At 58.3% G+C, this 19,774-nt stretch carries 17 protein-coding genes and 2 pseudogenes; 6 read left to right on the forward strand and 13 right to left on the reverse strand.

Going from position 1 to position 19,774, the window contains the following annotated elements; genetic code table 11:
- Positions 1-284: pseudogene (locus tag J6525_RS19035) on the forward strand (pimeloyl-CoA dehydrogenase large subunit); the annotation flags it as partial.
- A 44-nt stretch (positions 285-328) separates the two neighbouring features.
- Here J6525_RS19035 and J6525_RS19040 read toward each other — a convergent pair.
- The 3 genes and pseudogenes from J6525_RS19040 to J6525_RS19050 all read right to left on the reverse strand — a co-directional run.
- A pseudogene (locus J6525_RS19040) lies at positions 329-1,108 on the reverse strand (acyl-CoA dehydrogenase family protein); the annotation flags it as partial.
- Between the two features lie 12 nt (positions 1,109-1,120).
- Positions 1,121-1,858, reverse strand: coding sequence for an SDR family oxidoreductase (locus tag J6525_RS19045; protein ID WP_225645793.1), 738 nt, complete (start codon positions 1,856-1,858; stop codon positions 1,121-1,123).
- A gap of 20 nt (positions 1,859-1,878) precedes the next feature.
- On the reverse strand, positions 1,879-3,450 hold the full coding sequence (locus J6525_RS19050; protein WP_225645794.1) for a class I adenylate-forming enzyme family protein: 1,572 nt from the start codon (positions 3,448-3,450) through the stop codon (positions 1,879-1,881).
- A 217-nt stretch (positions 3,451-3,667) separates the two neighbouring features.
- On the opposite strand from J6525_RS19050, the gene J6525_RS19055 reads away from it, so the two are divergent.
- Positions 3,668-4,411 carry an SDR family NAD(P)-dependent oxidoreductase gene (locus J6525_RS19055; protein ID WP_225645795.1) on the forward strand — a complete coding sequence of 248 codons (744 nt, stop codon included), beginning with the start codon at positions 3,668-3,670 and terminating at the stop codon, positions 4,409-4,411.
- Between the two features lies 1 nt (position 4,412).
- A complete protein-coding gene (locus J6525_RS19060; protein ID WP_225645796.1) occupies positions 4,413-5,093 on the forward strand; it encodes a glutathione S-transferase family protein in 681 nt (226 codons plus the stop codon).
- Here J6525_RS19060 and J6525_RS19065 read toward each other — a convergent pair.
- Both J6525_RS19065 and J6525_RS19070 read right to left on the reverse strand, forming a co-directional pair.
- A complete protein-coding gene (locus J6525_RS19065; RefSeq protein WP_225645797.1) occupies positions 5,090-6,289 on the reverse strand; it encodes a CaiB/BaiF CoA transferase family protein in 1,200 nt (399 codons plus the stop codon). The two genes, J6525_RS19060 and J6525_RS19065, sit on opposite strands and share 4 nt — an antisense overlap.
- Positions 6,290-6,344: 55 nt before the next feature.
- On the reverse strand, positions 6,345-7,025 hold the full coding sequence (locus J6525_RS19070; RefSeq protein WP_376708531.1) for a 2-hydroxychromene-2-carboxylate isomerase: 681 nt from the start codon (positions 7,023-7,025) through the stop codon (positions 6,345-6,347).
- A 185-nt stretch (positions 7,026-7,210) separates the two neighbouring features.
- On the opposite strand from J6525_RS19070, the gene J6525_RS19075 reads away from it, so the two are divergent.
- Positions 7,211-7,726: a winged helix-turn-helix transcriptional regulator gene (locus tag J6525_RS19075; protein ID WP_225645799.1), complete on the forward strand. Its 516-nt coding sequence runs from the start codon at positions 7,211-7,213 to the stop codon at positions 7,724-7,726.
- A 644-nt stretch (positions 7,727-8,370) separates the two neighbouring features.
- Here J6525_RS19075 and panE read toward each other — a convergent pair.
- The 6 genes from panE to J6525_RS19105 all read right to left on the reverse strand — a co-directional run bounded on the left by panE (position 8,371) and on the right by J6525_RS19105 (position 15,570).
- Positions 8,371-9,312, reverse strand: a complete 942-nt coding sequence (gene panE / locus J6525_RS19080) for a 2-dehydropantoate 2-reductase (protein ID WP_225645800.1) — start codon at positions 9,310-9,312, stop codon at positions 8,371-8,373.
- Positions 9,313-9,443: 131 nt separating this feature from the next.
- The gene (locus J6525_RS19085) at positions 9,444-11,063 is read right to left on the reverse strand and encodes a long-chain fatty acid--CoA ligase (RefSeq protein ID WP_312009806.1); all 1,620 of its coding nucleotides are present in this window, start codon (positions 11,061-11,063) and stop codon (positions 9,444-9,446) included.
- Positions 11,064-11,097: 34 nt separating this feature from the next.
- Positions 11,098-12,297 carry an ABC transporter substrate-binding protein gene (locus tag J6525_RS19090; RefSeq protein WP_225645801.1) on the reverse strand — a complete coding sequence of 400 codons (1,200 nt, stop codon included), beginning with the start codon at positions 12,295-12,297 and terminating at the stop codon, positions 11,098-11,100.
- A 247-nt stretch (positions 12,298-12,544) separates the two neighbouring features.
- Positions 12,545-13,870, reverse strand: a complete 1,326-nt coding sequence (locus tag J6525_RS19095) for an MFS transporter (protein WP_225645802.1) — start codon at positions 13,868-13,870, stop codon at positions 12,545-12,547.
- Between the two features lie 58 nt (positions 13,871-13,928).
- A complete protein-coding gene (locus J6525_RS19100; protein WP_225645803.1) occupies positions 13,929-14,726 on the reverse strand; it encodes a class II aldolase/adducin family protein in 798 nt (265 codons plus the stop codon).
- 22 nt (positions 14,727-14,748) lie between these two features.
- Positions 14,749-15,570: a class II aldolase/adducin family protein gene (locus J6525_RS19105; protein WP_225645804.1), complete on the reverse strand. Its 822-nt coding sequence runs from the start codon at positions 15,568-15,570 to the stop codon at positions 14,749-14,751.
- A 296-nt stretch (positions 15,571-15,866) separates the two neighbouring features.
- Between J6525_RS19105 and J6525_RS19110 the strand changes: the two genes are divergently transcribed.
- Together J6525_RS19110 and J6525_RS19115 are read left to right on the forward strand one after the other, a co-directional pair.
- On the forward strand, positions 15,867-16,799 hold the full coding sequence (locus J6525_RS19110; RefSeq protein ID WP_225645805.1) for a LysR substrate-binding domain-containing protein: 933 nt from the start codon (positions 15,867-15,869) through the stop codon (positions 16,797-16,799).
- 115 nt (positions 16,800-16,914) lie between these two features.
- Positions 16,915-17,739, forward strand: coding sequence for an enoyl-CoA hydratase-related protein (locus J6525_RS19115; RefSeq protein WP_225645921.1), 825 nt, complete (start codon positions 16,915-16,917; stop codon positions 17,737-17,739).
- 25 nt (positions 17,740-17,764) lie between these two features.
- Here the strand turns inward: J6525_RS19115 and J6525_RS19120 are convergent, their stop codons facing one another.
- Positions 17,765-19,327: an acyl-CoA carboxylase subunit beta gene (locus J6525_RS19120; RefSeq protein WP_225645806.1), complete on the reverse strand. Its 1,563-nt coding sequence runs from the start codon at positions 19,325-19,327 to the stop codon at positions 17,765-17,767.
- Positions 19,317-19,571 carry an acyl-CoA carboxylase biotin carboxyl carrier protein subunit gene (locus J6525_RS19125; RefSeq protein ID WP_225645807.1) on the reverse strand — a complete coding sequence of 85 codons (255 nt, stop codon included), beginning with the start codon at positions 19,569-19,571 and terminating at the stop codon, positions 19,317-19,319. Before J6525_RS19125 ends, J6525_RS19120 begins: the two co-directional genes overlap by 11 nt.
- Between the last annotated feature and the right edge of the window lie 203 nt (positions 19,572-19,774).

Genomic DNA, 19,774 nt, shown 5'->3' on the forward strand with positions numbered 1-19,774 from the left:
TCTGCCTGGTTCGTACCGATCCCACCACCAAGCCGCAGTCCGGCATTTCCTTCCTCTTGATCGACATGAAGTCGCCGGGCGTCACCGTGCGCCCGATCATCACCATTGACGGCTCGCACGAGGTCAACGACGTCTTCCTGGAGAACGTCCGCGTCCCCGCCGAGAACCTGATCGGCGAGGAAAACAAGGGCTGGACCTACGCTAAATTCCTGCTCGGCAATGAGCGCACCAGCATGGCCGGCATCGGCCGCTCGACGCGCTACATCGCGCGGCTGAAGAAGATCGTGAAGGCGGAGATCCCCGAAGATGATCCGGCGCATCTGGAATTCATCCGGGACATCGCCCGCGTCGAGCGGCCGATGCCGGCCATGCTGGTGCGCTCATTGCCGAGCAGGAATTTAGCGTAGGTCCAGCCCTTGTTTTCCTCGCCGATCAGGTTCTCGGCGGGGACGCGGACGTTCTCCAGGAAGACGTCGTTGACCTCGTGCGAGCCGTCAATGGTGATGATCGGGCGCACGGTGACGCCCGGCGACTTCATGTCGATCAAGAGGAAGGAAATGCCGGACTGCGGCTTGGTGGTGGGATCGGTACGAACCAGGCAGAAGATCCAGTCGGCGTGCTGCGCCAGCGTGGTCCAGGTCTTGTGGCCGTTGACGATGTAATGGTCGCCGTCGCGCACCGCCTTGGTGCGGACGGTCGCGAGGTCGGAGCCGGAGCCCGGTTCCGAATAGCCCTGGCACCACCAATCCTCGCCGGACAGGATGCGCGGCAGGAATTTCTTCTTCTGCACATCGTTGCCGAAGGTGTAGATGACGGGCCCGACCATGGTGACGCTGAACGCCAGGGGCGGCATCGTGCCAGCGCGCGTCGTCTCCTGCTCGAAGATGAAGCGGCGGGTGATCGACCAGCCGGGCCCGCCATATTGCTTCGGCCAGAGCGGCGCGATCCAGCCCTTCTTGTGCAGGATGCGATGCCACAGCAGCATCTGCTCCTTGGAGAGATCGGTCTCCGGATTGGCGACGCGCATCTCCGCCGGGTAGTTGTCCTTGATGAAGGCGCGAACCTCATCGCGGAACGCCGCATCTTCAGGGGATAGCGCGAGCTCCATCTGACCGGCTCCCTACCACTTCTCGCCGAAGGGCCGGATTTCCAGCTCGAAGGTCCAGGCGCTCTTCGGCTGCTGATAGAGCTGCCAATAGGCGCCCGCGACCGATGCCGGCGGCATCAAGAGATCGGGATCGTCGAGCGCGTTCGGGCCGAGCGCCTCGATGCGGCGCTGCCGCACCCATTCAGTATCGACGCCGGAATCGATGATCAGATGCGCGACATGGATGTTCTTCGGTCCCAGTTCGCGCGCCATGGCCTGCGCCACGGCGCGCAAGCCGAACTTGGCGCTGGCAAAGGCGGCATAGCCGCTGCCGCCGCGGAGTGACGCGGTGGCGCCGGTGAAGAAGATGTTGCCCTCGCCGCGCGGCATCATCAGCCGCGCCGCCTCGCGCCCGGCCAGGAAGCCGGAGTAGCAGGCCATCTCCCAGACCTTGCGGAACACGCGCTCGGTGGTCTCGAGAATCGGGAAATTGACGTTGGCCCCGATATTGAAGATGCAGACCTCCAGCGGCGCATGCTTGTCGGCGTCGTTGAGGAAGGCCGTGATCTCCTCTTCCTTGCGCGCATCGAGCGAGCGCGCATGGATCTCGCCGCCGGCGGCCTCGATCTCCTTGACCAGCGGAGCCAGCTTGTCGCCGTTGCGGCGGCCAGCGAAAATCGTAAAGCCTTCGGAGGCGAACTTCTTGGCGATCTCGCCGCCGATGTAGTCGCCGGCTCCGATAACGGCCACCGTTGCGTTTTTCTTGGACATAGCCATCTCCGTTGGTTTGATTATGCTGCCGAGCCGCGCGGCGCGTCTTTGTTCGTTTCCAATGCTCGCTCTGCGAGTTGGTGCTTAAGTATCTTCCCGGTCGAAGTCGCCGGGAGCGCGTCCAGCATTACGAGCTCCGTGGGACGCTTGTACGGCGCAAGCTGAGGTTCGACGTAGGCCATCAAATCCAATGGTCGCGTCCGAGCACCTCGAATGAGCTGAACGAAAGCGACGACTTCTTCATTGCCATTAGCAGCGCGTCCCACCACCGCGGACTGCAACACATCCTCATGGGAATTGAGAACAGCCTCGACTTCCGCCGGATAGACATTGAAGCCGGACCGGATGATCATCTCTTTGCTTCGTCCGACAATGTAGAGATTGTCGCCCTCAAAGCGAGCGAGATCGCCGGTATTGAACCACCCTTCACTATCGATAACTTTTGCAGTCAACTCCGGCGCACGATAGTAGCCTCGCATAACATTCCGGCCGCGCACATGGAGCTCGCCAATCTCCCCAAAATCCACCGGAATTCCATCGAGCGTCCTTACCCGCGCCTCGACGCCCGGCAAGAGCACCCCCACGGAATCGTCAGCGCGCCGCGCCTCGAACGGAACGCCGGAGATTCCCGATGAACATTCCGTAATGCCGTAACCATTCGACAACGACAAGCCGAACTCGGCTTCCACGCGGGACTTCAGCGCAAGATCCAGCGGTGCGCCGGCAACGGCGATCACCCTCAACGCGCCAGGGTCGAGGCGTCGCGTCCCGGAAAGCGTCTTGTACTCAAGCAGGCGTTGATAGGTAGTGGGAACTCCATTGAGGACAGTAATTCCTTCTTCAGCGATAGCCCTCGAAAGCGCCCCGGGATCATGCTTGGTGACGAGGCGCGCGGTGCCACCGACCATCAGAGTCATCGTAAGCAGGGAGATTCCCACGATGTGCGAGATGGGTAATACGAGACACACCTTGTCACGCGACGTCAGCCTGCGGACATTTGCCGTTGTCTTCGCGCTGATCAGTAGATTCTCATGCGTCAACATGACGCCCTTCGGCGCGCCGGTCGTCCCGGATGTGTAGATCAGAACGGCAACCTGCTTGGCCGGATTCACCTCGGTCGGCTCAACGACCGAATGCTCATTCAATGCGCCGACCGCGATCTCATCAAGCGGCCCGATCACGCGTTGCTCGGCCCCGACGCGATCAGCGTGAATCGCGGCCTCCTTCGAAAGCGCAGCTGTGTAGAACACGCGGCGCGCACCGCTATGATCGTAAATCTGATCGACTTCGCGCGCCGAAAGCTTTGGATTGACGACGATCGCCCAAGCATCCAGACGACTTGCCGCCAACAGCAGGCCGGCGAGCGCAATGCAGTTTTCGCTGACGATCATCATGCGGTCACCACTTCGAATGCCCAGTGAAGTGAGAGCATCCGCGATATGACCGACGTGCAGGACAAGGCTCCCGTAGCTCCACGCCTCTCGGTCGTCGATAAGCGCTACATGGTCGGGGATTCGGCCAGCCTGACCTTCTGCAGCATGATGAAGCCGGCGCGGCAGATCAGCAAGGATCTGGTCGATTGCCTCCGACACGTCTTACCTCCCGAACTCCGCCGGCCTCTAGCAGACCGCCAGACGCTTGATCCCGACTAAACGTTCTATTTTAGAACTCGTCAAGCGCATTTCGAGCGGCGAACGCGCCTCTTGAGCTCTGATGATAACCTCCCAGAATAGTAACGAATGCTATTTACAAGCGTCTTGCGCCGTCCTAATAGTTCCGTTCTCAAATAGAACTTAAAGGAGGAACCCTATGGCTCAGACGCGTGGTGTGGCAGTGCTTGTCGGCGCGGGAGATGCCATCGGTGCGGCAGTTGCCCGGCGCTTCGCCAAAGGTGGCTACAGCGTTTGCATTTGCCGCCGTGATGCCACCAAATCACAGGACCTTGTTGACGAGCTCAACGCTAGCGGGCACGAGATCTCTGCCTTCAGCGTCGACGCCCGCAAGGAATCTGAAGTTCAAGAGCTTTTCTCGCGAATAGAGAGGGACATCGGGCCAATCGAGGTCTGCCTCTTCAATGCCGGCTCAAACGTCAATAAGCCTCTACTTGAAACTACTGAAAAGCTCTTCTTCAAGGCTTGGGAGTTGGCCTGTTATGCGGGCTTTCTAGTCGGACGCGAAGCGGCGCGCGTGATGTCGGGCCGTGGGCGCGGAACGATCCTGTTCACCGGCGCGACCGCAAGTCTTCGGGGCGGCTACGGCTTTGCTGCCTTCGCAGCCGCAAAGTTTGGCTTGCGCGCCGTCGCACAGGCCATGGCACGCGAACTTGGTCCCAAGAATATCCACGTCGCCCATCTGATCATCGACGCCGCGGTCGATAGCGACGCAATCAGGGCGCGTCTAAAGGCCGGAAGTGGTATTGAGGCGAAGGATATCGCACCGGATAGTCTTACAAAGACGAACTCGATCGCTGAAGCCTATTGGTTTGTCCACCAGCAAGCGAAAGACGGCTGGACCCATGAGCTGGACCTCCGTCCTTCAGTGGAGAAGTGGTGAGATGACGAGCGCCCCTGACCTAACTTTGTGGGGAGTTGGAACCAGCCGCACCGTTCGGGCGCACTGGGCGATGTTCGAACTTGATCTCCCTTACAAAACAATGCCGATCGGTCCGCGCACCGGCGAAACCAAGACTGCCGAATACACCAAACTGAATCCTCGTCAGAAGGTACCGCTTCTGCGGGATGGCGATTTTTGCATCGGTGAAAGCGCCGCGATCGTCGCCTACTTATCTCGCACGTACCCGAAGCCCGAACGCTCGCTTATTCCCGACCGCCAGCGCGACTATGCGGCCTGGCTTGAATGGTGCTTCTTCATCGTAACCGAACTGGACTCCACCAGCTTGTACGTGATGCGCCGTCACAGCGCGGATGCGCTCGGCCCGATTTACGGCATCGCGCCCGACGTTGTGGCAAAGGCGGGAGAATACTTCCGGGAGCAACTTCGGCACGTCGAGACAGCGCTTCACGACGGGCGAACTTACCTAATGGGAGACCAATTCACCAGCGCCGATATCCTGCTGACGACCTGTCTCGACTGGGCGATCGCATACGGCGTCGGAATTTGCGACAACGCTCATCCATATCGCGACCGCATCCACCAGCGCGCCGCGTATCAGCTGGGCAACAAGGCAAATGAGCCTCTTGCGCCGATCACACGTGCGACTCCGCCGTCCGCCTAGCCTGCTAGGCGGACCGCACTCTCCTCGACCATGCTCTGGATAGCCTGCTCGTCGTAACCCAGCTCGAGCAGGATCTCCCTGGAGTGCTCACCAATCCGGGGCGCGGGACCGGCGATTTTCGCCTCGTTCAACGTGAAGCGGGCTGCGGGCTTCGGCTGCCGCACTTTACCGACGCTGGGCTGATCGAACTCGGTGATGATGCCCCGCGCAACGACTTGCTCGTTTGCGATGATTTCAGAACGACGCAGGATAGGGGCGCAAGGGACATCGGCCGCATCCAACCGTTCGAGCCATTCGGCAGTAGTATGCTGACCAATATACTCCTGCATCTTGTTGATCCGGGCCGTCGCATTTACGCTCCGTCCCGTCGGTGTAGCGAAGCGAGGATCACTTGCAAGCTCCGGGTCACCGCTCGCGCGGCAGAAGCCTTGCCACTCCGAATCTGAGATCGTCCCACACGTAATATAGCCATCGCTGGTCTTGAAGACGAGGTCCGGGCGGTCGTTCGGATCGCCGGCCTTTGCCTCGGCGCCAACCACCGTGTATTGCATCATGCCCTCCGGCCACAGATAGGAAATCATCGTGTCGAGCATCGCAACCTGGATGTGGTCGCCCTGGCCGGTCTTTTCACGGGCGTAGAGGGCGGCAGCCACAGCCTGTGCCGTCATCACTGCTGTCGTCTTGTCGCAAACGATCGTGCGGATCATCTGCGGCCGATTTGTAACCGGCTGAGATTGGATGTCGGCAAATCCCGACAAACCTTGAATGATCGGATCGTAGACCCGCTTCTTGACATAAGGCCCTGTCTCACCGACACCACTGATGGACACATAGATCAGCCTCGGATGACGCTGACGCAAATCGTCTACTCCGAGGCCGAGCCTCTCCATCGTGCCGGGACGAAAGTTCTGCACCAGGACGTCCGCCTTCGCGACGAGCTTGGCCAGCACCTCTCGCCCGGCCGAACTCTTCACGTCGATCGAAAGAGACCGCTTGCCGCGGTTCGAAGAGATGAAGAGTGCCGAAAATTCGCCTTTCTTATCGATTGTCGCGCGGCTGCGTCGGGTGATGTCACCCGAGATCGGCTCAATCTTCAGGACATCGGCTCCCTGATCCGCCAAGAACATTGTCGCAAATGGTCCGGACACGACACCGGTCAAATCAAGCACACGCACGCCATTCAGTGGACCCGGCATAACAATCTCCTGCTCTCTATTCTTGGTTCAACACGCGACTGCGCAATCCTGACGCCTAACCGGCTCTGGCCGCAGCTCCCTGCTGTTTAACGATTTCATCCTCGACGTCGCGCAGCTGGTCTTTGCCGAAGAACATTTCGCTTCCCACAAAGAAGGTAGGCGACCCAAATGCGCCTCTCGCGACCGCATCATTGGTGACTTCAATCAGGCGCTTCTTGACCTCATCCTGCTGTGCGCGGGCGATCAAGCGATCAATGTCGATGTCGGAGGATTTGAACGCAGCGTGGAACACCTCCACGTCGTCCATTTTCTTCGGATCTTCCCACATGTGATGGTAAGCCGCCCGGAAGTAAGGCTCGAACATATTCTCAAACTTGGCAGCGACTGCACCACGCATCAACATCAGTGTGTTGACCGGGAAGAACGGATTCTGGACGAACTTCGTGATGCCGTGCCGACGAATGAACCGCTGCATCTCGAGGGCCTGATACTCCGGCTTGTTCTTGATGCCGCGAAGCGAGTCGCTCGGGGACATGTTGCCGGTGGCCTTGTAAACTCCACCCAGGAGAACAGGTACGTACTCGAACTTGATACCCGTGCGCTTCTCGATGCCCGGGATCAGATATTCCGCCAGATAGGCGTTTGGACTACCGAAATCGAACTGAAACTCGACCTTAATCGGATTTGTCACCAGCCTCTCCTCAAAAGCGTCACGGCAAATGCGGACACGAGCCATAGGCGTCGCTGACCGGCCTCCTTCCCTATAGTTCTAAAATTGAACTGTCAATTCGGAACTGGCTCGCCGTCCCGCTAATTTTCCACCTAGTTGACGAGCAAGGTGGTTGTGTCAGCGTTAGTGCCTATTTAGAATGCCAGCGTAATGCCTTGGCGATGCGGACCTTCGGCGATTTGGAGACTGGAATGAAGTGGGACGCCCTTGAGGAGGAGCCCTGTTCGGTTGCCCGAACGATCGGCGTTATCGGCGATCGCTGGACACTCCTGATACTGCGCGAGTGCTTTCTAAGAACGCGACGCTTTGAAGGGTTTCAATCTGCGCTCGGCATTACCCGGCATTTGCTCGCAGAGCGCCTGAAGAAGCTTGTCCGTACCGGAATTCTGCGACGCATCCCCTACCAAGAATCGCCGAAGCGCCATGAATATATCCTGACCCAGAAGGGACTCGACCTTTATCCGATCATGATGGCGATCGTCCATTGGGGCGACACCCATATGGTCGATGAGCGCGGCCGTCCGTTACTGCATGAACACCGCAAGTGCGGGAAGCTGTTCAACCCCGTGATGGTATGTTCCGAATGCAGAGAGCCGCTCGCCGCCAAGGAGGTTGTTACCCGTCCCGGTCCGGGTGCCGCCCCTTCGGGGCAGCGACCCGCGGCGGCTCGCGCCGAAAAATCAGCCACAAAAAAGAAGGTCGCCTGAGCTAATCGCAGCGGACATTTTCGTTCCTTGGCTCCGCCCCCCCGAGAAGCCGGTACATTAACCGGCTGACTCGTCGAAGCCAGTCCGCTCTACGGTCCTAGCGACCGAAGACGGCGCCAGTTCGTCACTCGTGGTTCGTTGCCCTAACAGCTGCGCAAGCAACTTGGTAAATTCGGCAACCTCGGCTTCCGACAACTTGCCTGCGATATCCGCTTCGATAGTGGCCAAGTACGTCTCCGCCATACGCTCTTGCAAGGAGCGGCCGCGCTGAGTGATCGCTACCCAAGTCGGCTTGCCTCGTGCTTGGCCTCGACGGCGCACGACATGATCCCCTTCGACCAGACACTCGATCAAACGCCACAGTCTGTATTGAGGAATGGATAGCCGGCGCTGCATTTCCGTCGACGTCAATTCTCCGTTTGGCGTAGTTGCAAGAGCAAGCAGTGCATCGTGCCATATCAACGCAGGAAGCGCTGAGCGCCTCAAACGCCGCTCGACAAGCTGAGTCCAGTGACGTCGGCTCTTGGCTAGCCGATGCCACACCTCCATCGACCTGCTTGTATTGATCTTTGAAGCTCCGACGATATGCTCCTTTGGCCGTTCTCGCCCTTCATCCAACGCTTCATTCAGCCCATTCTCGCTAGTCATGCCGGTTGCAAAACACTCCGCTCGCGCGATCGGCGACTTTCATAAGTCTTCAGATGCGAATAGGCCACAGACAACAACGGGGACGCACTTCCGATGTCGCATGCTCTCTTCAGCAGATCTCCGACAATATGATCAGCTTCAATCGCCTGGCCGGTCTCGATATCGCGCAGCATGGACGCAGTGAAGGGTGAATTGGGCGCAGTCAAGATCGACAAGTACCGATCCACAGCCGGCTTGCTCGGAGCAAATCCACACGAAGTAGCGATTGCGACGCATTCGTCGAACATAGCAACGGTGAGTTCGGCGGAGTTGGCCGCGACAATGTCACCGACTGAGCCTCGCATCAGACTTGTCGCGCCAGCCGCCGCGGCAATGAAAATCCATTTCTCCCACATCTCTTGAACAATGTTATCAACGTGGGAGACTTCAAACTTCGCTCCAGCGAGCGCCTCCCTCACTTCCTCTGTCCGAGCGGATTTTCCACTTTCCTGCTCACCAAAGGAAATTGTGTGAAATGGCTGCAAGTGTCGGATTTTCCCTTGATCATTCATCGTTGCAGAGATTGCGCACCATCCACCCAGGATCTTAGATCTTTCAAAGCGCGCATTTAGCGCATCCATATGGGACATGCCGTTGAGCACGGGTAGAATCAGCGTGCGATCATGTACAGCGGGCGCCATTGCATCCATCGCGCCTTGAAGATCATAGGCTTTGCAGCTTAGCAGTATCAGGTCATAGGGCTGATTGAGCCGATCTGCCGTCACCGTGGGCGGGTTCGGGATCGTGATGCTGCCGGCCACGCTCTCAACCTGCAAACCGGCTTGAAGCTTTATGGCACGTGCCGGACGAACGAGAAACGCCACATCCCGCCTAGCCTCGAGCAATCGCGCCCCAAAATAGCCTCCAAGCGCGCCGGCGCCGATTACGAGTATTCTCATCCGTACACTTCCAATGTTCAGTTAACCCGTTTGTTACAAAAGCGACGACGAGGACTTTGCGAGCCTCGGCCCGGGCTCCTCACCCGACGGCCCGATGATGGTGAGCTATCATTACGTCTTCTCTGGCCAGGTCACGGCGTATAATGCGTTGCGTAGCGCCTTCGCAGCTCCGTCTTCTGAATCTTCCCCGTGGCACCGTAGCTCAGAGACTCAGTGAACACGACATCATCAGGCATCCACCATTTTGCTATTTTGCCTTCGAGAAAGTCGACCAATGCGTTCCAGGAAAGATCGGCACCCGGCCTCGGCACGACGACAAGCAGAGGCCGCTCCTCCCATTTCGGATGGGGAATCCCGATAACAGCCGCCTCGGAGACTCCTGGACAACCCGCAACGATATTCTCGATGTCGATCGAGCTGATCCATTCGCCTCCAGACTTAATGACGTCCTTGGCGCGATCGGTCAGCCGGATATTGTTGTCACCACTCATAACCGCAAGATCTCCAGTGTCGAACCACCCGTCCTGGAGTACATTCTTGTCATCTCTGAAATAGCCAGAAATGACCCAGGGTCCGCGAACCATGAAGCGGCCGCCCGAATTCCCATCCCTTTCCTTTTCACGCCCGTCCTCATCAGCGATCTTCACGTCGATGCCATAGATCGGGTAGCCCTGCGATGCCTTGCGTTCGCGTTGATGATCGACGTCAAGAGTTACCGCGAACCGTGAGGGCTGCGAGGTCGTGCCGCTCGGGCTGGTCTCGGTCATACCCCAGATGTGATGCACCGAAACGCCCATTCGTTCGAAGCCCTCGATCAAGCTCGGAGCCGGCGCGGAACCCGCGACAACGATCCTCCGTAACGCAGGCGGTTGCGTTCCCGTCGCTTCATAGTGACGAAGCAGATTCGCATAGTGCGTCGGCACGCCTGCTGTAACGGTGACTTCCTCACGATCGATCAATTCGGCAACGGACGCGCCGTCCATCTTGGGGCCCGGCAACACCAGCTTAGCGCCGACCATCGGGGCCGCGTGAGTGAACCCCCACGCTCCATTCGCATGAAACATTGGGGTCATCGGCAGAATGGTATCGCGGGCAGTAAAGCCCATCGAGTACGCACCCGTAATGGACAAGCAATGCAGGACATCCGAACGGTGTGAGTATAACACCCCCTTCGGATTGCCCGTCGTCCCCGATGTATAGAAAAGCGATGAGGCGGACAATTCATCGAACACAGGCCACTCAAACTCCTCCTGGCCAGAGTCGATGAACTCCTCATAACAAAGCAAGGATGGTAGCGTCGACGTCTTCGGCATGTCCGCGCGGGCGACCATCAGTACGACGGCATCCAGGGTCGGCAGCCCCGGCGCAAGCGTTTCGACCAATGGCAGAAAGCTGGCATCCAGGAACAAGACCTTATCCGCCGCATGATTGACAATGTAGGAGATCTGCGCCGGAGAGAGACGCGGATTGATTGCATGCCACACTGAACCAAGGCCGGTGACACCGTGCTCCAACTCGAAATGTCGGAACGTGTTCCATGCCAGCGTGGCTACGCGGTCGCCAAGGCCAACGCCCTTGCGCCGAAGTGCATCGGCGAGCTTCCTTGTCCGCTGCGCCGCTTCACCGTAGCCGTAACGGTGGATGGGCCCCTCCACCGTTCGCGAAACGATCTCGGTATCCGCGTGATACCGATCCGCGAATTTCAGTAGTGAGGAAATGAGAAGCGGTTGATTTTGCATCAAACCTTTCACGATATCCCTCCTCGGCCCCACTCGTAGAGCTCAACTATTCAGAAGTCGCATCCAATGGTTCGCTGAATAGATCCCAATCCTTTCCAGTCCAGCGCTGCAGACGTAACTGGGTGTAGTTCATGTTGATCGTCTCGGAGGTGTTGATCTTGATACCGGGCAAGATGGTCGGCAGCTCCACATCCCGGAGATGCTTCGCCTGCTTGATGATGTTTTCTCGAGACAGATCATCTCCGCACTGCCGGATAAGCGTTTCGAGCAGCATGCCCTGCGTGTAACCAAAGAGGTAGTTGTTCTCGGTAATGTCAACACCAGGCATGTATTTGTCGATAAACGCGAGATAGTTCTTCATACCTTCGTCAGTCGCCCATCGCGGATCCACTGGATCCTTGGTGACTGTCCCGACGACGACGCCGGTCGAGACGTCAAGGCCAGCGGGCTTGAGCGAAGCACCGACCGAACTCGAAGGATAGTTCAGGACTATTAGCGGCTTCCAATTGATCTCATGCGCTTTCCGTATCGCTTGAGCGGCAAACTTCGGCGTCCCGGCGACCAGAAGAGCGGCAGCGCCCGAGCTCTTTAGGCTGACAATCTGCGAGTCCACGGTCGGTTCGGAAATTTCGTAGGAGACCGCAACGACTTTCTTATCGAAATCGCTTCTCAAGAACTGCTTGAACGCATTTACGTAGTCTTTTCCGAGATCGTCATTCTGGTAAAGGATCGCGTACTTTGCCTCCGGAAGGGCTTTGGTCAGATACTTCGCGTAGATCTTGCCTTCGGTGTCGAAGCTCACCAGGCTTGTGGTCGTCAGCGGGAAGTTTGCGACTTCCGTAAACTTGCTCGACCCAGAGACAATACCGATAGCCGGCACGCCCCTGCTCTTGAGGTATTTGGCGGTCGCCGTATTGCCTGGTGTCCCAAGCTGGCTGAACATGAATGCGACTTCGTCGCTCTCGACAAGCTTGCGCGCGTGCTCGACCGCTTTTGGCGGGCTGTAGGCATCGTCGTATGCGATGTAATTTATCTTCCGACCGTTGATTCCGCCACGATCATTGATCGATTGCACGTAGGCCAGGATACCCCGCCCGACTAGGCCGATCGCGGACGCGGGTCCGCTGAACGGGAATATGCCACCAACCCTGATTTCCTTCGTTGTTACGCCCGGGGTCTCGGCAGCGAGCGACGATGTCACCAACGCGACCATGAGCGCACATGCAGCAGCAAATGTCCTGAGCATCAAATTTTCCTCCGACTTATGATTTGGCGACACCGCTCCGGGCGTTGAGACCGAAACTAAAGTTCTTTTTTTGAACTTGTCAAGATATCCCGCCGCCCGGAAAAGCCTGCCATCGGTCGACCAATACCGCCAAGCAGCCCGGTTTTTATCAAGCTTTTAAAGCCATTTGACAGCTCTCTGGTCCTGAACCCGTTAGCCAGATCATCTTTCAATTCTTTTTTCAGACGGACTAGTATCGCTGGAGGGATTAGCGCGAGCCAAACTCCGCATTCCCATCATGTTTCAGGAGGGTCACAATGGCTGCAGCCAACAGAGGCAGCACGGACAAGAACAGCAAACCCGCGACTGCACTCCCGGTCCCGTCTTTGATCCAACCAACGAGATAGGGTCCGCCAAACCCGGCCAGGCTTCCGATTGAATTGATGAGCGCAAGCCCTCCTGCGGCGGCCGCACCGGTTAGCAGTGCTGACGGGAGCGTCCAGAACAGGCCAAATGCTGCAAACCCCGCCATCGACGCGACGATGAGAGCAAGCATCGTGATGACGAGGCTGCCGCCATAGGCCGACGCGGCCAAACCTCCTGCTGAAACGAGAAGTGCTAGGACGATGTGCCAAACCCGCTCACGCTTGCGGTCAGACCTCGCTCCCCAGAAGATCATAGCGAGTCCACCGAAAGCGAACGGCAACGCGCTCACAAAGCCAGTCTGCAGGTTGGAAAGACCAAAGCCCTTGACGATCTGCGGTAGCCAGAACTGAACACCATAGAGCCCAGCCAGAAGGCCGAAATAAACCAGCCCCAATGCGATAACTCGGGGCGAACGAAGCGCCTGGCCCAGAGAATATTTGTGAGTGGTTTCGACCGACGCACGCTCGTTTGCCAGCCGTCCCTCGAGCCAGGTCTTCTGCTGCGGCGAGAGCCACCTTGCGTCTGCCGGTCGATCGTCGAGATAAAGCAATGCCACGATGCCGATGACGACGGATGGGATACCTTCCGTGATGAAGAGCCATTGCCAGCCCTTGAGGCCCAGGAAGCCATTCAGTTCGAGCAGCAAGCCGCAGAGCGGACCACCGATGACCGCTGAGAGCGGCGCACCAAGGATGAAAGCGGACATCACCCTTGCCCGATATTCGGCCGGGAACCAGTAAGTGAGGTAGAGGATAATTCCAGGAAAGAAACCTGCTTCCGCGAGTCCGAGCAGAAACCGTGTCACGTAAAAGCTCGTTGGCCCGGTCACGAACGCCATGCCTGCGGAGATGATACCCCACAGGATCATGATACGAGCAATCCAGCGCCTCGCTCCGAACCGGTGGAGTGCCAGATTGCTCGGAATCTCCAGAATGAAGTAACCGAAGAAGAAGATGCCCGCACCCCAGGCGTATACAAGTGGCGAGAACGAAAGATCGGCATTCATTGTCAGCGCCGCAAAGCTGACATTCACCCTGTCAAGGACGCAGAAGAAGTATGCGACGATCAGAATTGGGATCAGTCGATACGAAATCTTCGTGATCGTCGTCTGTTCAATATCCTGGGCTCCTGAAGTCAGGCGCGCGTAGTCGTTGATTGCTTCGCTCACGTTACCCCCCCAATTAGATTTCTGTTTTGTGCATTAAGCGGAAAGACGGGCCTTCCCGTCAGTCCCGGAAGTTATGACCGGCCGCGTCTAACTGCCGGACGAGCGCGGCGTAGGTGTCCTCACCAAATCCGCTTGCCTTGTCGAAACCTTTGGCAACCGACGACTGGGCTTGTCGAGCGGTCTTGGCCAATATGTTTTCTGCCAGAGGACGCAGCTCCGCTCCCATCTTCATCGTGTTGACCTGCACTTCGCAAGCGCGCTGCAACTGGTACATACGAAAAAAGGCGGCTGCGGCAGTCTCTCCGCATGTGAGAAGACCGTGGTGACGCAGTATCATGTAGCTCTTGTCTCCGAGCGAGCTTACCAGCCGCTCCCGCTCACCAAGATCGATCGAGATACCCTCGAAGTCGTGATATGCGACCTGGCCATGAAGCTGTGCACCGTAGAAATTGTGCGGCGATAACCCATCTTGCGAGCAAGCCACCGTCACACCTTCGGTCGTATGCGTATGCACGATGAAGTGCGCATCCTTGCGCGCGATATGGATCGCCGAATGGATGGTGAAACCAGGCGCGTTGACGCGAGCGTTGCTGCCGTCCACGACACGACCGTTGACGTCGATTTTGACGAGGTTTGACGCGGTCATCTCGCTATACATCAGGCCAAACTGGTTAATGAGAAAATGTCGTTCCGGCCCGTCGACGCGCGCTGTGATGTGATTGTAGATGAGCTCCGTCCAGCCGAACATGTGGCAGATGCGATAGAATGCAGCGAGGTCCACACGCGCTTTGCGTTCGGCCACCGATTGGTCGAACGCGACTGAGGCTCCCGAAAGTTGGGTGGCATGGTTAGTCATGATCCGCTCCCTCACGTCTTCGTCAGTCCAGAAAATCAGGCTGCTCTTTCAGAATCCGCGCATACAAGGACTGAAACTGGAACCAGCCACTGAAGGGCGTGCCGACAATCCCGAAGGCCTGCTCCGCTGCCTGTTCCGAGATCATCTTGAGTGGCTGCCCGGTTCGTGCTGCGGCCGCTTCTGCGAGTAGCTGAACCTGACAGGATCGCTCCATGGTGATGAACCACCACGCTGCTTCATCCACGGTAGCGCCAACTGTCAGCAGGCCATGGTTCAGCAGGATCGCAGCCTTGCGAGGCCCGAGCGATTCCGCGATCCGCTGCCCTTCATCGAGCTCGACCGCGACGCCGCCGTAGTCATCGTACAGCGCATGATCATTGTAGAAGGCGCAAACATCCTGCGAGATCGGATCAAGCGTGCGGCCCAATGCCGCAAAAGCGCGTCCGTAGGTGGAATGCGCATGCGCGGCGCCGACCGATTCCGGTCGAGCGGCATGAATCCGCGAGTGGATCGCAAAGGCGGCGGCGTTCACCGGGCGTCCCCCTTCCACGACCTTTCCGGTGTGGTCGACTCTGATGAGATCGGACACCTTGATGAGGCTGAAATGCAATCCGAAGGGATTGACCCAGAACGTATCAGTAAACTCTGGATCACGCGCCGTGATATGCCCGACGACCCCCTCGTCGAAGCCGAACTTCGAGAACAAGCGAAATGCGCCCGCAAGCCGCTGCTTGCGATGGGTACGCTCCTCGCTCACGGATGCGAACACTGGCGGCTGCGGCAGCCCAGTGTACATCCTCTTTGCATCGGCAGTGATAACCTCGTTCTTCTGAATCACGTTCATTTTATGCTTTCCTTGACTGCTGGTGGTGGTTTGCCTGAAAGGAATTCACGCGCGATCGCTCTGTTTGCGTCAGCGCCTGCGGGTAGAAAGCCCACGGTCCATTCAGGACGACAATTCTTACGACCGCAGACGGCCTGCGGTATCAACTTGGCGCCATCCTCCCTTTATGCAACTGCATGATCTAACCGGCATCTTGCGATTGGCTGCGTTGCTTGTTTCGCTCTTTGATGCGAGCATGAAGAGGCGCCCAAGACGCGGCAATTGAATTCCATTGAGACCAATTGAACAGAATTCACATGCAACGCCTTCGATCATCGCTGCCCCCTCTTTCCACGCTTCGCGCCTTTGAGGCCGCTGTCCGGCTTGGCAGCTTCAAGGCAGCCGCTGAGGATTTGCGACTCACACAATCGGCGATCAGTCACCAAATTCACGCGTTAGAAACGCACTTTCGGCGCAAGCTGTTTCTTCGTGTCGGAAACAAGCTGCTATTGACGAGGGATGGCGAGGCGTACGGCGCCTCCATACAGAAAGCATTTTCGGAAATGAGCCGTGCCGGGGAAGGACTGCTTGGCAAGAGTGGGAGCGACATTGTGCGCGTGAGCGCGTCCCCCAGCTTCGCTGCATTTGCCGCACTGCCGCACATAGAGAAGCTGAAGAGTATGAACGGCTCTCTTGAAGTACGGCTAGAGGCTCGAAACACAAACGTCGATTTCGGCGCCGAGAGCATCGATGCTGCAATCCAAGTAGGTCCTCCCTTAGATCGCCAATTGAGCGGGCACCGCGTATTCCGCTCTAAGCTCGTTCCGTTAGTTCACCCCGAGCTCTGCGATCGGCACGGGCCGATCAAGACCGAACGCGATATCGCCAGATTGCCGTTAATCGAGCTCAACAATATTCCCGGCCTCTGGACACACTGGTTTAGACGGGTCGATCCTTCAATCGGCGTACCTGACCTTGTTCTGTCCAGCGATAGCCTGCTCGCAGCGCTTCAAATGGCGGAGTCCGGCGTGGGTGCTGTACTGGCGCCGCTGCCGCTCGTTGCGCCCCTTGTGTCTTCCGGGCGCCTGAAAATGCTCGTCAAGCCGCGGACGTTGCCGGAAGCACCCGATTTTCACCTTGTCTATCGAACCGAGGACGCGACGACGGCGCGCATCAAATCGATCAGGCGATGGGTGGAGGAGATCGCTGCGACGCTCGAGCGTCAGTCCGTTTCGTGCGATCGAGCTTGAGATCTTCGCTTGCGGCGTGACGGCTTGCGGCCCGATCGTGCCATTGCACGGAGCCGCGGGCTTGACGCTCCGGGCAATCTTTCTACATGATGATCGTCATGTCACCAACTGCGGAATGGCGGCGATGAGATCGATAGACACGGGAACGGATGAACTGCTGTGCGGAATCGATGATCGGGTGGCGATCATCACCCTAAATCGTCCGGCCGCCCGGAACTCGTTATCCGACCAACTGACGCCGGCACTACGGCGCATGATCAAGGAGTGCGGCGACGATGAGACGGTGGGATCCATCCTCATCACAGGCGCCGGCACGGCATTCTGCTCTGGTGGTGACGTGAAAGGCATGGGCAACAGCGCCCCAAAGGTCGATGCTTCCCTCGAAGATCGCGTCGCGACTCTTCGAATTCGGCAACGCACCCTCACTGGCGCACTCATCGCCGTACGCAAGCCGACAATCGCGGCCCTCCCCGGCCCCGCAGCTGGCGCCGGCATGGCTATTGCCCTCGCTTGCGATATCCGGATCGCGGCAGAGTCGGCAATCATGTCGACGGGGTATGCCCGCATCGGGCTCACGGGAGATTATGGCATTGCCTGGCTCCTGACTCGGCTCGTGGGGCCAGCGCGTGCGCGCGAACTGATGTTCTTGTCGGAGCGACTTAGCGCGAAACGATGCGAATCGCTCGGTCTCGTAAGCATGGTGGTGGTAGATACTGAACTTCGTCACGCAGCTCATGAGCTTGCTCGACAGCTCGCTCACGGTCCAACATCTGCGTTTAGCATGATGAAGGACAATCTCGATCACGCGATGGTCTCTGACTTTCTGAGTTCAATGGACCAGGAAGCAGAAAACATGGCATTGGCCGCGCGGACGAATGATCACAGGGAAGCTGTTCGCGCGTTTGTCGAAAAGCGTAAACCCACATTCTCCGGTACCTGACCCACGTCAGCTCACTTTCAAAACGCTAAGGCCGATAGCTAAAGCGAGGGGGCCCCAGCTCCGCAGCGAGCTTTGACGAAACAATCCCTAGCCATTCAATCAGACGGTCGCGTGTCTCGCGCGGATGGATGATATCGTGCACGGAAAACGCTTCCGCCTGCCGAAACGGGGATTGGAGTGACGCGAATTGATCTTCCAGTTCAGCGCGCTTGGCCGCGGCATCTGGCGCCGACTCGATCTCGCGTTTGAACGCTATCGCTACACCGCCTTCGACTGGCAAGGCACCGCTTTCTGCAGATGGCCAGGACAACTGATATGTTCCGGATGGCCGGTGCGCATAAGCACCGAGGCCCATCGCCTTCCGGATCACTACCGACGCCCAAGGGACGGTAGACAGGGCAACGGCCGCAAGCGCTGCGGCACCATACCGAATCGTCGCTGCGGCTTCCGCTTCGGGGCCAATCATGAAGCCAGGCTCGTCGACGAGCGTAACGATCGGCAGATGAAAGAGCTGGCACAAGTCGACGAAACGCCGAAGCTTCTGCGCGCCTGCGGCTGTGAGCGATCCTGCGTTTTGACGCGCGTCGTTCGCGAAAACGCCAACTGACTGACCCGCCAACCGAGCAAATCCGGTGACCTGCCCAGGCCCGAAACGGCGCCCCATTTCAAAAAACGACAGATGGTCGAATATCCCCTCAATGATCCTGCGTACGTCGTAGGTACGACGGCGGTTAGCAGGAACGATGCTCTCAAGACCTTCGCTCGCCCTTGCGGACGGCTCCTGCGGCGGCAGCTTCGGCGCCAACTCCCATACATTTTGGGGCAAGTATGACAGAAATCTGCGGATGGTATCGAAGGCGGCCTGCTCGTCCTCGACGATATCGTCGACGAGTCCGCTGCGTGCGTGGACATCTGGGCCGCCGAGTTCTTCCTTGGTGAGCTTGATTCCAAGTGCGCGCTCCACCAGCGCCGGACCGCCGGACATGATCTGCGATGAACGTGTCATCAGGGCATAGTGCGAGCCAGCAAGTCGTCCAGCCGGGAGGCCGGCGACGGCACCGACTGCCGCGCTGACGACCGGCACCGTGCCGAGGCAACGGGCGATCGATTCAAACCGGTTCGTTGCGTAAACCGGCTCCGGAAGCGTACGCGCGTTCTTTCCCCCGCTACCAGTGATGCTGGCACCAGAGCCTTCGTGCAGCCTCACCAACGGCAGCCGATAGTGCAGAGCCAGCTCCTCAGTGTAGATGCTCTTGCGTAGGCCGGCCGGATTTGGCGATCCTGCCCCCATCGTAAAATCTTCACCGCCGACGACGCAGTGACGGCTGTTGATACGACCGATTCCGAGCACGAAGTTCGCCGGTGTAAAAACGAGCTTGCCGTTCTCGTCGACTTCGCCGGCTCCTGCGATCGGACCAACTTCGCTGAAAGAGCCCGGGTCGACAACACCGAGGACGCGCTCCCGAATTGTGAGCTTGCCCCTGTCATGCTGCCTGCGAACCGCTTCCTCTCCACCCTGGAGCTTGGCAAGGCGGCGCCGTTCATCGATTTCCACCGCCCGCTCCTGCCATGGCACATCACGCGTCATGGGAGCCTTCCTCCGAGGCAAATTTGATTGAAAGGATCGGAGCGCCCTCGGACACCATCTCATCCGGCTGGCAGAACACGCCGACAACGACACCGCTGACAGGGCTGGCCAACGGGATTTCCATCTTCATGGCTTCGACCACCGCGACTTCCTGCCCTTCCCCGACCTTGTCGCCAACACCAACGCTTAAGCTGATAATTCGGCCTGACAGTTCAGCGACAATTCTCGTCTCTACCATAAGCATCGACCCCGTCAGTTTCGAAATAGAACTAACAGCTTGGTTCTCCGCTGTCAAAACCGAAGCCGGGCTCTATTGCCGATGCGCATCGATGCCGCGAGCTCAACCGCATGAGAGTAGGCTCGAGGCGCCGGTAGTGCTGCATATCCGCTGCCGATCGCGCCATGCATCATCGTTCGCTTCGCTCTCGAACGGCGAGCTAGGCCGTT

The organism is Bradyrhizobium australafricanum (assembly GCF_020329495.1).
Classification (GTDB): domain Bacteria; phylum Pseudomonadota; class Alphaproteobacteria; order Rhizobiales; family Xanthobacteraceae; genus Bradyrhizobium; species Bradyrhizobium australafricanum.

Excerpts from the sequence above, each read along its gene's own strand:
- J6525_RS19045 (WP_225645793.1), bottom strand. The coding sequence starts at position 1,858 with ATGTCCAAGAAAAACGCAACGGTGGCCGTTATCGGAGCCGGCGACTAC.
- J6525_RS19055 (WP_225645795.1), top strand. The coding sequence starts at position 3,668 with ATGGCTCAGACGCGTGGTGTGGCAGTGCTTGTCGGCGCGGGAGATGCC.
- J6525_RS19060 (WP_225645796.1), top strand. The coding sequence starts at position 4,413 with ATGACGAGCGCCCCTGACCTAACTTTGTGGGGAGTTGGAACCAGCCGC.
- J6525_RS19065 (WP_225645797.1), bottom strand. The coding sequence starts at position 6,289 with ATGCCGGGTCCACTGAATGGCGTGCGTGTGCTTGATTTGACCGGTGTC.
- J6525_RS19070 (WP_376708531.1), bottom strand. The coding sequence starts at position 7,025 with ATGGCTCGTGTCCGCATTTGCCGTGACGCTTTTGAGGAGAGGCTGGTG.
- J6525_RS19075 (WP_225645799.1), top strand. The coding sequence starts at position 7,211 with ATGAAGTGGGACGCCCTTGAGGAGGAGCCCTGTTCGGTTGCCCGAACG.
- panE (WP_225645800.1), bottom strand. The coding sequence starts at position 9,312 with ATGAGAATACTCGTAATCGGCGCCGGCGCGCTTGGAGGCTATTTTGGG.
- J6525_RS19090 (WP_225645801.1), bottom strand. The coding sequence starts at position 12,297 with ATGCTCAGGACATTTGCTGCTGCATGTGCGCTCATGGTCGCGTTGGTG.
- J6525_RS19100 (WP_225645803.1), bottom strand. The coding sequence starts at position 14,726 with ATGACTAACCATGCCACCCAACTTTCGGGAGCCTCAGTCGCGTTCGAC.
- J6525_RS19105 (WP_225645804.1), bottom strand. The coding sequence starts at position 15,570 with ATGAACGTGATTCAGAAGAACGAGGTTATCACTGCCGATGCAAAGAGG.
- J6525_RS19110 (WP_225645805.1), top strand. The coding sequence starts at position 15,867 with ATGCAACGCCTTCGATCATCGCTGCCCCCTCTTTCCACGCTTCGCGCC.
- J6525_RS19115 (WP_225645921.1), top strand. The coding sequence starts at position 16,915 with ATGGCGGCGATGAGATCGATAGACACGGGAACGGATGAACTGCTGTGC.
- J6525_RS19120 (WP_225645806.1), bottom strand. The coding sequence starts at position 19,327 with ATGACGCGTGATGTGCCATGGCAGGAGCGGGCGGTGGAAATCGATGAA.
- J6525_RS19125 (WP_225645807.1), bottom strand. The coding sequence starts at position 19,571 with ATGCTTATGGTAGAGACGAGAATTGTCGCTGAACTGTCAGGCCGAATT.